Origin of the sequence: Dactylosporangium salmoneum (assembly GCF_039532525.1) — a bacterium.
GTDB lineage: Bacteria > Actinomycetota > Actinomycetes > Mycobacteriales > Micromonosporaceae > Dactylosporangium > Dactylosporangium salmoneum.
Map to the genome: position 1 here is coordinate 45,469 of NZ_BAAARV010000079.1, position 12,451 is coordinate 57,919.

The window sequence follows — 12,451 nt, forward strand, 5'->3', positions numbered from 1 at the left end:
AATCCGTTCGTACGCGTGTTCGAATGAACCCGTGCGTTGGGACAACCTCAAGGCGACTGGCGGTCCTGGCACCGGCGACACCGGGCAGCCGCGAGTCCTGCCACTCGCGCTGCCCGGGGCAGTCGTGCGAACCTTCGACACCCCGGAGTTCCGCGGCGTCACCTTCTACGAGGTGCACGCCAAGTCGATGATCAACCGGGTCCCGGGCGCCTCCCGGGTGCCCTTCCAGTGGACGCTGAACCCCTATCGCGGCTGCTCGCACGCCTGCGTCTACTGCCTGACCGGCGACACCGCGATCCTGATGGCCGACGGCACCACCCGCCCGCTGGCCGAGCTCCGGGTGGGCGACGAGATCGTCGGCACCGTGCGCGACGGGCGCCTGCGCCGCTACACGACCACCCGGGTGCTCGCGCACTGGTCGACGGTCAAGCCGGCCTACCGGGTCACCCTCGCCGACGGCACCACGCTGGTCGCCTCGGGCGAGCACCGCTTCCTCACCGACCGCGGCTGGAAGCACGTGACCGGCACCCGGCACGGCCGCAGCCGCCGCCCCCACCTCACCACCGCCAACCGCCTGGCCGGATTCGGCGCCCTGCCGGCCCCGCCGCCCCTGGACTCGCCCTTGTACCGCCGCGGCTACCTGTGCGGCTTCATCAACGGCGACGGCCACGCGGCGCCCGTGTCCTCTGCGCGGGCCGCGCTGTATGCGCAGAGCCTCGGCGGCCTGCACGCGCTGGCCACCGAGGGCCGCGAGTTCTCCGGGGCGAGCGTCCGCGACGCCAGCGCCGTGCTCGACTGGCCCGAGACCCCCTCGCGCGCCTGGCGGCTGGGCTTCGTCGCCGGCCTCTACGACGCCACCGGCTCCGTCGCGGCCGGCCTGCCCCGCTTCGACGTCATCGACAAGGTCGTCGTCGACTGGCTGGTGGAGTGCCTGGCCGTCGCCGGCTTCGCGGCCGAGCTCGAGCACGCCTACGGCGACCTGACCGGCGTGCGGGTCCTGGGCGGCCCCCGCGAGCGCGTCCGCTTCGCCCTGGCCTTCGGCGCCACCAGCCCGCCGTTCGCCGTGACCGGCGACCTGGTCCGCGGCGACGACGCCCTGCGCGTGGCGTCGGTCGAGCCGCTGGGCGTCGACCTGCCGATGTTCGACATCACCACCGGCACCGGCGACTTCATCGCCAACGGCGTGGTCAGCCACAACTGCTTCGCCCGCCGCACCCACACCTACCTCGACCTCGACGCCGGCCACGACTTCGACTCCCAGATCGTCGTCAAGGTCAACGCGGGCGAGGTCCTGCGCCGCGAGCTCTCCGCCCGCTCCTGGTCCGGCGCCCACCTCGCCATGGGCACCAACGTCGACTGCTACCAGCGCGCCGAGGGCCGCTACCGCCTGATGCGCGACATCCTGGCCGCCCTGCGCGACCACGCCAACCCGTTCTCGATCCTCACCAAGGGCACCCTGATCGCCCGCGACCTGGACCTCCTGCGCGAGGCCGCCTCGGTCACGACGGTGGGCCTGTCCATGTCGGTCGGCTTCGTCGACGAGCGACTGTGGCGCTCGGTCGAGCCCGGCACCCCGAGCCCGCTGCGCCGCCTGGAGACCATCCGCCGCCTGACCGACGCCGGCTTCGAGGTGGGCGTCCTGATGGCCCCCATCCTCCCGGGCCTGACCGACACGGAGGAGTCCATCGACGCCACCGTCGCCGCACTGGCCGCCGCGGGGGCGACGAGCATCGTCCCGTTGGTGCTGCACCTGCGCCACGGCGCTCGCCAGTGGTACCGCGCGTGGCTGACCCGCGAGCACCCGGGCCTGGTGCAGCGCTACCGGGATCTCTACGCCACGGGGTCCTACGCGCCGCAGCCCTACCAGCGGGAGGTCACGGCGCGGGTCCGGCTGGCCGCGCGGCGCCACGGCATGCCCACGGGCGGCATCGGCACCACTCGCATCCCGGACCCCGTGGAGCCCCCGGCCGAGCCCGAGCAACTGACACTGCTGTGACCGGGGCGCGATCGGAGGCCACCCTCGTTGGCGCGCCGGACCCCGCCCACCCGAGCAACCCGGGGCGCGACCGGAGGCCACCCTCGTTGGCGCGCCGGACCCCGCCCACCCGAGCAACCCGGGCGCGATCGGAGGCCACCCTCGTTGGCTCGCCGGGTCTCGCTCACCTGAGCAACTGACGCTGGTGTGACCGGGGTGTAGTTGACGGCCGACCGGCAGCGCGCCGGTCCCTGTTGTTACCGGCTGCGGTTGGAGGCCGGTCGGGTGAGAAGGCTGAACCAGCCCACCCGACCGGCGCTCATGGCGCCGGGTCCCGCTCAGCGGTGCAGGGCGCGCGCCAGCTCCCGGGCGATGCCGTTGACGAAGCGCCGCTCCGCCAGCGGGATCTCCACGCCGCCGAGCCGGATGTGCCCGGGCTCCCAGGCGGTCCGGCCGACGCTGGCCGCAATGTCCATCAGCCACTCGCCGTAGGCGAGGGCGACGTCCGGGCCGAGGCGCTCGACCAGCAGCCGCACGGCATAGCCGCAGTCGGCGAGCACGGCGGCCGGTCGGGCACTCGTGGCGTCGATGTCGTTGTCGGTCAACTGCTCGGCGAAGATGGCCGCCACCACCCCGCGCACGAGCAACGCCCGGGACCGCTGCCCCGCGGCGATGGCCTCGACCCCGGCGACGGCGTCCACGCGATCATCCCCGGCGCAGGCCGCGACGAGCACGCTGCGGGGCAACCTGACGAGCAGATCCCACTCCGGCCGCCGCAGCGGCAGGTCCACCCCTACGGCCGGACGGCCGGACGGGCCGGATGCGGGTTGGCTCGGCATGGCAACCTCCCACCGCCGAGCGTATGCCGAAATTTCGGCTTATCGCGGGCTTTCAGCGCTCTTTCCCGACCTGCCCGGCTCGGACTCGCCCGCGGCTCGGACGGCTCACCCGAACCTCCGGCACCAACCCGGCCAGCCGCGCCGACCAGGCCGTGGCGAACCAGGGCGTTCGCCCGAAATCCAGCTCGGCCAGCCACGCCGACCAGGCCGCCGCGAGCCCCTACCGAACTAGGCCGTTTGCCCGAACTCCAGCCCGGCAGCCACCGCGACCCGGCCGCCGCGAGCCCTGCCGAACCAGGGCGTTTGCCCGAACTCCAGCCCGGCAGCCACCGCGACCCGGCCGCCGCGAGCCCTGCCGAACCAGGGCGTTTGCCCGAACTCCAGCCCGGCCGGTCACACCGACCCGGCCCCGGCGAGCCTTGGCGAACTAGGGCGTTTGCCCGAAATGTCGGGCACAGCACCCCGCCGCGACATTTCGGATTTTTATCCTGGCGGGGTATAAATCCGATAAGTCGTGGCGCGGAGCGCCCGACTTATCGCTTTCGCGGCTATCGATCGAGCGGGTCAGGCGCCGGTCTGGACCATGCAGCCCCAGCCGTCATAGATGCCGTCGTGGCCCTCCACGATGCCGCGCACCTTCCAGGTCACCTCGTGCACGGCCGGCGGCTCGACCGAGTCCCGGCGGATGGCCTGCAGCACGAAGTCTCCCTCGTCACCGCGCTCCACCGTGACCGCGAAGCCGTCCCCGCGCAGATCCTGGGCCGACGCCTCGGCCCGGTCCGGGTCCGGGAAGTAGGCGAGGAACTCCACCGCCCGCGGCAGGTTCAGCCGGTCGCCGTGCGCCTCGAGCTCCTGGACCACCTGGTTGTCGTCCATGATGTTGCGCTGCCAGGCGTCGGGCGTGAGCTCCTCGCGCACCCGGGTCCAGCCCGGGTCCGAGGCCACCGCCACGGTCGGGGCCAGGCCGTCGACCTGCGGGAGCGGGGGCGGGGTGGCCTCGGCCGGCAGGTACCCGGTGATCCGCCCGGCACGGTCGGACAGCCTGCGGCCGACGAGGGCCCCGCCGGCGGAGCGGAGCACCTGCCGTACCGCGGCATCCAGAGCGTGAATGGAGGACAGCTCGTCGGCGGCCGGCATGCCGCTGGCCCCGTCCCCGGTGTAGGCGAACTCGACGTCGTACCGCTGGGGGAACCTCGCCACCGGGGCGGCCTCGACAGCGCCGAGGTCGATGTTGTACATCGCGAGCCGGCCGCCGACCTCGCCCGGGTACACCGCCCAGCGCTCGACCCAAGCCTGTTCCCGACCCAGCAGCCTGCGGAGCCAACCCACGCCGTCCTCCTTGACGCGTCGCCTAGGTTCTCACGATTTCGGCACGGGAAAACTCGGCGTTTCCGGGCCGGCGTGCGACTTCTTCGGCACCATCACGCGGCGCTTGAACACGCACACGAGGGTGCCGTCCTGCTTGTAGCCCTTGGTCTCCACGGTCACGACGCCGCGGTCGTCCTTCGACTCCGACTCGCGCTTGTCCAGCACGACCGTCTCGCCGTAGATGGTGTCGCCGTGGAAGGTCGGGGCAGTGTGGCGCAGCGACTCGACCTCGAGGTTGGCGATGGCCTTGCCCGAGACGTCGGGCACGGACATGCCGAGCAGGATCGAGTAGATGTAGTTGCCGACCACCACGTTGCGGCCGAACTGCGTCGACGTCTCCGCGTAGTGCGCGTCGAGGTGCAGCGGGTGATGGTTCATGGTCAGCAGGCAGAACAGGTGGTCGTCGGACTCGGTGACCGTCTTGCCTGGCCAGTGGCGGTAGACCGCCCCGACCTCGAACTCCTCGAAGTACCGGCCGAACTGCATCTTCGCCCCCTCTGTCAGGTGTCTGGGCAGCATGCCGGGCCGAAAGGGGGGCTCGTAAGAGGGATGAGGATAACTGTGACAAAACGCAGCGAGCGGCGGGGCTCAATGGCGCCCGCCGCCCACGCTTTGTGTTGAGTATCTTGGTACCGCTACCGGCACCATCGCAACGCTCCGTATAGAGACGCGCGTCACATTCCTGAGATATTGAGTGTCGCCACTACGCAGTGTGACGGGAGTCTCACTACGGAGAGTGATATTGTTGCCGTACGGTAAAGTCTGGCGCCGATGGAACGGTTGACCACTCGGGGGCGCGTGCTGCGGGTCGCGGCGGCGCTGGTCGTGGCCGCTTTGACGCTGGCCGGCACCTTCTTCGCCGACGACTCGGTGTTCCCCTTCGCGCCGTTCCGGATGTTCTCCACCGCCGACAACCCGAACGAGCCGGTTCTGGTCCTGCGCACCGACGGCATCGACACCACGGGCCGCCGCCTGGAGCTCGACGAGCGCAACGCGGGCGTGCGGCGGGCCGAGATCGAGGCCCAGATCGAGCGCTTCAAGGCCGACCCGTCCCTGCTGCGCTCGGTCCGGGAGGCATACGCCCAGCGCAACCCGGGCAAGCCCCCGCTCGTGGAGGTCGACATCGTCGAGGTCCAGCACCACCTGCGCCACGCCCAGCCGACGGGCGAGATCACCGAGGTCGTGCTGGCGAGGTACCGCCCGTGAAATGGCTGTTCGCCCCCGTCCCGAAGGCGCGCGTCGCCGCCTTCCGGACGCTGCTGTACCTCTTCGTCCCGCTGGACCTGGTTTTCTTCAGCGCCTGGATCAAGAGCCACGGCAACCTGCCGGGCAACCTGTACCAGCCGCTGGTCGTCGGCCGTCTGCTGCACCTGCCGACCCCGACCCACCTGCTGGTCAACTCGATCTACTACGCGCTCATCCCGCTCTCGCTGCTGGCCGCCACGGGAAGGGCCCATCGCCTGCTCGGCTGGACGGTGTTCGCCCTCTACTTCGAGTGGATGATCATCGCGATGAGCTACGGGAAGATCGACCACGACCGGTACGCCATCCTGGTCGCCCTGGCCGTGCTGCCCACCGCCGGCAAGGCCCGCCACGGCGACCAGACCCCGTCGGAGGCGGGCGGCTTCGCACTGCGGGCCACGCAGGTCGCCGTCATCGCGACGTACTTCCTGGCCTCCATCGCCAAGCTGCGCTACGGCGGCCTGGCCTGGCTGACCGGCGCCACCCTGACGCGGTCCTTCATCCGCCGCGGCACGATGCTGGCCCAGTGGCTGCTGAAGGTCCCGTACTTCACCACGGCCTCGCAGTTCGGCATCGTGGCCTTCGAGATCTTCAGCCCGGTCGTCTTCTTCGTGAAGCCCAAGTGGCGCTACCTCATCGTGGCCGGCTTCTACGTCTTCCACCTGCTGACGTTCAGCCTCATCACGATCTCCTTCATCCCGCACCAGATCGCCATGGCGGCGTTCCTGCCCCTGGAGAAGGTCACCCCGATCCGCTGGCTGCGCCGCGACCGGACGACCCCGGCCGTGCTCGAGCCGGCCGCAGCGGAAGTCTGACCTGTGGAACCTGTGGAAACAGAACCCGAGATCGAGATCGAGGTCGGAGTCGGCCCGTGGGAGGGCCCCTGGCCGGCCGGGGAGCACTACGACCCGCAGCTGCTCGCCGAGGGCGACCGCCGCAACGTCGTGGACCGGTACCGCTACTGGCGGCTCGACGCGATCGTGGCCGACCTCGACACCCGCCGGCACCCGTTCCACGTGGCGGTGGAGAACTGGCGGCACGACCTGAACATCGGCACGGTCGTGCGGACCGCCAACGCGTTCCTGGCCGCCGAGGTGCACATCGTCGGGCGGCGACGCTGGAACCGGCGGGGCGCCATGGTGACGGACCGCTACCAACACATCCGCCACCATCCCGATGTCGAGGCCTTCCTGGACTGGACCCGGCGGCACGACCTGCCGCTGATCGGCATCGACAACCTGCCCGGCGCGCGGCCGCTGGAGCTCGCCGTGCTGCCCGAGCGGTGCGCGTTCCTCTTCGGCCAGGAGGGCCCTGGCCTGTCAGAACCCGCCCGGCTGGCCTGTGCCTCGGTGTACTCGATCGCCCAGTTCGGCTCGACCCGCTCGATCAACGCCGGGGTGGCCAGCGGCATCGCCATGCATGCTTGGATTCGCCAGTACGGGGTCGCAAACCCCTGACCGGCCTTACCGTGGGTATATGGGCGTCGCAGTCAGCTGTCCCCGCTGTGGTGGTCCGGTGCGACCGCCGGACCTCATGCACTCCGAGTGGCGCTGTGACACCGACGGCGGGGTTCTGCCGTTGCACGTCGCGCAGCACATCGGGGCCGAGATCGTCGAGGCGGCCAGAGCCCGGCTCGTCTCCGCCGCGCAACGGGTGGGCGCGCAGCGGCCGACGCCGCTGTGGTGCCCGTGGCCGCTGCCCAGCGGCTGGACGGTCACCGGCGTCGGGTGGGTCGGCGACGAGCGCTCGGGCGTGCGGGCCACCGTGCTCGCCTGCAGCGGGCCGGGGCCGGTCGAGCACGGGCCGGCCGACTGCGTGATCGTCGCGGAGGAGCCCGGGGTCGGGCTCGGCACCCGCTTCGCCGGCATCCCGGGCACCGACCCGGGGCCGTTCTTCGACGGCGACCTCGCCACCACCACCGCGCACGCCAAGGTCCGGACCGCCGGCTGGCCGACCCCACTGTGGATGGCGAAGACCCCCGAGGACCGGTGCGCCTACATCGGCGAGGCGGCCGGCATGTGGCTGTACGTGGTGACCTGGCCCGCGGCCGCCGGATACCTCCTCGAAGAAGGGCTCGATCTGCACGATCTGTCCGATGACGTGCCAACCCATCTCGTGTACGGCGCGCCGTCGCCCTATCTTCACGGCAAGGCGTAGACAGCCGCGACTAGGATCAAGGTCCGAGTCGATGCTCGGCGCGGCACAACTGCACCCAGAGCCGCGCAGCTGATACGCTGAGTTGGCCGGGGCGTTGGTGCGCAACGTCACGGGGAGGGGATTGACGGCAATGGTCAAAAAGGTCCTCACCTGGGGAAGCATTGCCTTCCTCATTTTCTTCGTGGCATATCGGCCACAGTCGGCCGCCCAGGTGTTCAAGTCCCTAGGCGGCGGCATCATGGACATCGCCACCGGATTCGGCGACTTCTTCTCCAGCCTGGTTGCCTGACGTCCCATGACCACCGGCGCCGAGCCCCCCGAGGACGACCCGAATCTCCGCCGTAACCAGGACCGGGACACGGAGCCGATTCCCCGCGCCCGGCCGGAGTCACGTCCCGAGCCGCTCTCGGACGCCTACCCGTCGCACGACGACGCGGGCGACTTCAGCGACCCGGCCGACTACGCCGGGCCGTCCGACTACGCCATCCCGGCGTCGAGCTCGTCGGCCAGTTACACCACGGACGGTGACGACTACGCGTCCGAGGCGTACGCCGACCCGCTCACCGACGGCTCGTATGCGCGCGGCGCCTCCGGCCGGCAGTACAGCGACGCCCCGCCGACGTTCTCGCAGGACGAGTTCGCCCGGCTGCAGGGCGGCGACGCCGGCCCCTCGGTGCCGCCGGGCAGCCGCATGGCGCCCCTGGAGGACGAGGCCAGCCGGCACGCGGCCCGCTATCTGTTCCCCACCGAGAAGTTCCGGGGCGAGTGGAAGCGGCACTGGATTCAGCTGGCGAAAGAGGGCCTGATCGCGATCTTCGCGACGATCGCGATGGGCTATATCGCGGGCTGGCTGACCAAGCACAATCAGACCCAGTTGCGCACTGCGGTGCTGGTCATCTGGGCCGTCGTGATCCTGTGGTGCGCGTGGCGGGTCGCCGATTGGTGGTACGACCGCTTCATTCTCACCAACAAGCGGGTCATGGTCGTGTCGGGCATCTTCACGCGCAATGTGGCGATGATGCCGCTGCTGCGGGTGACCGACATGAAATACGTGCAGTCATTGACGGGTCGCATGTTCGGATACGGGCATTTCGAGCTCGAGTCGGCGGGCCAGGACCAGGCCCTTCGCAATATCCGCAACCTGCCCAACCCGAACGAGCTCTACCTGCGGATCGTCGAGGAGATGTACGAGCCGGAGGCCGTCGAGGCGCGCCTCGGCCGCGCGGCCGGCGCCGAGGACGACGGAACCTGAGAGTTAGCTGAGAAATCCGGCCCGGGTGCAACCCGCGGGGCCCCTCATGGCGTCTTCGTACGTGGGCGGAGGGGGAGGGGGCGGCGTGCCGGACGACGCAGCAGGGTTCCGCGAGGAAGACTTCCGGGAGTTCGTCGCGCTGCGCTCAAAGGCGCTGCTGCGCACCGCCTACCTGCTGGCCGGCGACTGGGCGACCGCCGAGGACCTGCTCCAGATCGCGCTGACCAAGACCTTCCTGGCCTGGAAGCGGCTCGGCCACATCGAGGCCGTCGAGCCGTACGCCCGCCGCGTGCTCGTCAACACGTCCACCAGTTGGTGGCGGCGCCGCTGGCACGGCGAGCGCCCCACCGAGGTGCTGCCCGAGGGGGCGGCCGCCGACCAGCTGGAGGAGAGCCTCGAGCGCGACGCCATGTGGCGGCACGTGCGCGCGCTGCCCAACCGCCAGCGGGCCGTGCTCGTCCTGCGGTACTACGAGGACCAGTCCGAGGCCGAGACCGCCCGGCTGCTGGGCGTGTCCGTCGGCACCGTCAAGAGCCAGACCTCGCGCGCCCTGGCCACCCTCCGGGAGCGGCTGTCGGCCGAGGGCGTCCGGCCGCCGACCCCACCGAAGACCCCCGCGGCGACGCGGGAAAAAGCCCCCGACCCGCCCCCAGCGGAGCCGGAACAACCTTTTGACGAGGCTGAGGCGCTTCTACCCACGGAGACCATCACGCACGCCATGGTCGAAGAGCCGGTGGAAGTCTGACTGGGGACGTGACGAACATGCTGGAAGACGAGCTCCGCGCGACGTTCGCGGCCAAGGCGGGCAGCCCCCCGCCGGGGTCGGTGTCAGCGCTGCACGGGGCCGCCGACGCCGCCATAGCCGGGGCCATTCGGGTCCGTCGGCGGCGGCGCACCGCGGTCACCGGGCTGTCCGGGTTCGTCGCCTTCGCCGCCGCCTCCGTGGCGGTGCTGCACACCCTGACCGCGGGCGGCCCGGCCGGCCAGCCCCAGGCGGGCAGCTCGATCGAGCGGCCGCACACCGAGCAGCGCCCGTCGGCCGGGACGGTCACCCTCTCCTCACCCACGCCGACGGGAATGCATGAGGTCGAGGCGATCGGCCCGAGCGCCCAGGCGGCCACCCGGGTCCGGCTGCAACTGCCGGCGGCCAGCACCGTCACCGCCGCCTACCAGGCCAGGGACGGCTACCTGGTGGTCAACACCCAGCCGGACGGCGACAAGCAGCTACTCCTGCAGGACGACTCGGACCAGCAGCAGGTGCTGGTCGACAATGCCGCCGACATCGCCGTGGCCAAGGACGGCAAGACCGTCGCCTGGGCCGAGCAGGGCAAGATGAACGTCGGCAGCCGCGCCGCGGGCGACGGCAAGAGGGACGAGACCAAGAAGATCACCAAGAACGTCACCGCGGACGTCCCCCAGGACACCCAGCCGGTCGCCTTCGTCGGCACGAACCTGGTCATGAGCAACGGCGACAAGGGCTTCGATGTCTGGCACACCGAGCGGAAGTACGACCCGTCGTGGGACAACACCGTGGTGCGGGTCTTCGGCGGCACGGCCGACAACTCCGGCGTCTACGCCGAGGTGACCGCGGTCGGCCGCGACACCCCGATGTGCCTGGCCCTGCTGAAGTTCGGGCAGCCGTTCACGATCCAGAACAAGATCTGCGGGCTGCCGGCGGCGGCCAAGCTCGGCGGCCGGATCTCACCGGACGGCCGGTGGCTGGCCTATCCCGTCGCAGGGCTCAAGCAGGTGGCCATGCTGGACCTCGCCGCGGTGTTCACCGGAGCCAAGCCCAAGCTCTGGAACCTCACGGTCACCACGAAGACCGTCTGGCTCAACGCCACCACGTTCGTCGTGGACAACGGCAAGAAGTTCCTGAAGCTCAATCCGACCGACGGGGGCTCCGACCCCGAGCCGCTGGACCAGGACTCGGGCCAGGAGAGCGACCAGGTCGTCCTGATCGAGCCTCTCGAGGGCCAGTAGCGCTCTATAGGCTGAAAGCGTGCAGATCGATCTCCACGCCCACTCCACGGCCAGCGACGGCACCTCGACCCCGGCCGCACTGGTCGCCGAGGCGGCCGCGGCCGGGCTCGACGTCGTCGCGCTGACCGACCACGACACCACCGCGGGCTGGTCGGCGGCAGCCGAGGCCAGGCCGGACGGGCTCGCCCTGGTGCGGGGGGCCGAGCTGTCCTGCCGGTGGCGCGGTGGCCCGTGGCCGATCTCGCTCCACCTGCTGGCCTACCTGTTCGACCCGAACGAGCCCACGCTGGACGACGAGCTGGCGAGGGTCCGCATGGCCCGGGAGACCCGCGCCGAGCGCATGGTCCAGCTGATGCACGCCGACGGCATCGACGTGACCTGGGAAGAGGTACTGCAGGACGCGGCCGGCGGCACCGTCGGCCGCCCGCACCTCGCCCAGGCCCTGATCCGCCGGGGGCTGGTCACGTCGGTCACCGAGGCGTTCGAGCCGCAGTGGCTGGGTCACCGGTACCGGGTGCCCAAGGAGGACCTCGACGTCTTCACCGCGCTGCGCCTGGTGCTCGACGCCGGCGGCGTGCCCGTCTTCGCCCACCCGCGGGCCAGCGTCCGTGGCCCGGTCGTCCCGGACTCGCTCATCGTCGAGATGGCCGGCGCCGGGCTCTTCGGCCTGGAGGCCGACCACACCGACCACACCCCCGAGGAGCGGGCGCAGATCCGGAGGCTGGCCGCCGAGCTGGGCCTCGTGGTCACCGGCAGCAGCGACTACCACGGCACCAACAAGACGGTCCGGCTCGGCGCCCGCACCACCGCGCCGGAGGTGCTCGAGCGGATCGCGGCGGCCGGCCACGGAAGCGACGTGCTCGGGTGAGCACCGAGTACAGCGGGGCAGGCGATCCGCGCCGCAGCATCGAACTGCTGTGGGGGCGGGTGTCGACCCCCTCGGCCCGGCGGGGGCCGCGGCCGAAGTTCACGGTGCCCGGAATCGTCGCGGTGGCGGTCGCGCTGGCCGACACCGAGGGGCTGGCCGCGGTGTCCATGCGGCGGGTCGCCGAGCAGCTCGGGGTGACCGCCATGTCGCTGTACACGTACGTGCCGAGCAAGGCCGAGCTGATCGACGTCATGGTCGACGCGGTCGCCGGGGAGGCCGTCCAGAACTCCTACACCGGACCGGGGTGGCGGGAGCGGCTGGCCGAGGTGGCCCGCGACAACTGGGAGCTCTACCGCCGGCATCCCTGGCTGCTGCAGGTGGCATCGAGCCGTCCGGTGCTCGGGCCGAACACGATCGCGAAGTACGACTTCGAGCTGCGCGCCTTCGAGAACACCGGAATCGGGGACCTGGAGCGCGACCAGCTGCTGAGCCTCGTGCTCGACTACGTCACCGGGGCCGCGCGGGCGGCGGTGCTGGCCGACCAGGCCGAGCAGCGCACCGGGCGGAGCGACGCGGAGTGGTGGGCCGCCTATGCGCCGCTGCTGAGCGAGGTCCTCGACCCGGCCCGGTTCCCGACGGCGGCCCGGATCGGGCAGGCGGCCGGGGAGGAGTACGGGGCGGGCGACCCGCAGCGGGCCTTCGCCTTCGGGCTGCAGCGGGTCCTCGACGGGATCGCCCTGTTCGTGGACCGCGCCGACTCGCCCTGA

The 12,451-nt window shown here is 71.3% G+C and carries 14 protein-coding genes; 11 read left to right on the forward strand and 3 right to left on the reverse strand.

Annotation, left to right across the window (positions count from 1 at the left end; all coding sequences use genetic code 11):
- Nucleotides 1-31 precede the first annotated feature (31 nt).
- Complete coding sequence (locus tag ABD352_RS40360) at nt 32-1,996, forward strand: intein-containing Rv2578c family radical SAM protein (protein ID WP_344617860.1); 1,965 nt, start codon at nt 32-34, stop codon at nt 1,994-1,996.
- Between the two features lie 317 nt (nt 1,997-2,313).
- Here ABD352_RS40360 and ABD352_RS40365 read toward each other — a convergent pair whose 3' ends face one another.
- The 3 genes from ABD352_RS40365 to ABD352_RS40375 form a co-directional block, all read right to left on the reverse strand.
- Nucleotides 2,314-2,814, reverse strand: coding sequence for a hypothetical protein (locus ABD352_RS40365; protein ID WP_344617861.1), 501 nt, complete (start codon nt 2,812-2,814; stop codon nt 2,314-2,316).
- 564 nt (nt 2,815-3,378) lie between these two features.
- Entirely contained in the window at nt 3,379-4,143 is a 765-nt protein-coding gene (locus tag ABD352_RS40370) for a DUF695 domain-containing protein (RefSeq protein WP_344617862.1), read from the reverse strand.
- A gap of 30 nt (nt 4,144-4,173) precedes the next feature.
- Complete coding sequence (locus tag ABD352_RS40375) at nt 4,174-4,668, reverse strand: MaoC family dehydratase (protein WP_344617863.1); 495 nt, start codon at nt 4,666-4,668, stop codon at nt 4,174-4,176.
- A 285-nt stretch (nt 4,669-4,953) separates the two neighbouring features.
- On the opposite strand from ABD352_RS40375, the gene ABD352_RS40380 reads away from it, so the two are divergent.
- From ABD352_RS40380 to ABD352_RS40425, 10 genes are all read left to right on the forward strand, one after another.
- Nucleotides 4,954-5,388: a hypothetical protein gene (locus tag ABD352_RS40380; protein ID WP_344617864.1), complete on the forward strand. Its 435-nt coding sequence runs from the start codon at nt 4,954-4,956 to the stop codon at nt 5,386-5,388.
- Nucleotides 5,385-6,239, forward strand: a complete 855-nt coding sequence (locus ABD352_RS40385) for an MFS transporter permease (protein ID WP_344617865.1) — start codon at nt 5,385-5,387, stop codon at nt 6,237-6,239. The genes ABD352_RS40380 and ABD352_RS40385 overlap by 4 nt, the downstream gene beginning before the upstream one ends.
- 12 nt (nt 6,240-6,251) lie before the next feature.
- The gene (locus ABD352_RS40390; protein ID WP_344617866.1) at nt 6,252-6,881 is read left to right on the forward strand and encodes a TrmH family RNA methyltransferase; all 630 of its coding nucleotides are present in this window, start codon (nt 6,252-6,254) and stop codon (nt 6,879-6,881) included.
- Nucleotides 6,882-6,900: 19 nt separating this feature from the next.
- Entirely contained in the window at nt 6,901-7,581 is a 681-nt protein-coding gene (locus ABD352_RS40395) for a DUF6758 family protein (RefSeq protein ID WP_344617867.1), read from the forward strand.
- 97 nt (nt 7,582-7,678) lie between these two features.
- On the forward strand, nt 7,679-7,870 hold the full coding sequence (locus ABD352_RS40400; protein WP_344617916.1) for a hypothetical protein: 192 nt from the start codon (nt 7,679-7,681) through the stop codon (nt 7,868-7,870).
- Nucleotides 7,871-7,876: 6 nt separating this feature from the next.
- Nucleotides 7,877-8,833: a PH domain-containing protein gene (locus tag ABD352_RS40405; RefSeq protein ID WP_344617868.1), complete on the forward strand. Its 957-nt coding sequence runs from the start codon at nt 7,877-7,879 to the stop codon at nt 8,831-8,833.
- Nucleotides 8,834-8,918: 85 nt separating this feature from the next.
- Nucleotides 8,919-9,578, forward strand: coding sequence for a SigE family RNA polymerase sigma factor (locus ABD352_RS40410; protein ID WP_344617869.1), 660 nt, complete (start codon nt 8,919-8,921; stop codon nt 9,576-9,578).
- An 8-nt stretch (nt 9,579-9,586) separates the two neighbouring features.
- Nucleotides 9,587-10,816, forward strand: a complete 1,230-nt coding sequence (locus ABD352_RS40415) for a hypothetical protein (RefSeq protein ID WP_344617870.1) — start codon at nt 9,587-9,589, stop codon at nt 10,814-10,816.
- A 19-nt stretch (nt 10,817-10,835) separates the two neighbouring features.
- Nucleotides 10,836-11,684 carry a PHP domain-containing protein gene (locus ABD352_RS40420; protein WP_344617871.1) on the forward strand — a complete coding sequence of 283 codons (849 nt, stop codon included), beginning with the start codon at nt 10,836-10,838 and terminating at the stop codon, nt 11,682-11,684.
- On the forward strand, nt 11,681-12,451 hold the full coding sequence (locus tag ABD352_RS40425; protein WP_344617872.1) for a TetR/AcrR family transcriptional regulator: 771 nt from the start codon (nt 11,681-11,683) through the stop codon (nt 12,449-12,451). The genes ABD352_RS40420 and ABD352_RS40425 overlap by 4 nt, the downstream gene beginning before the upstream one ends.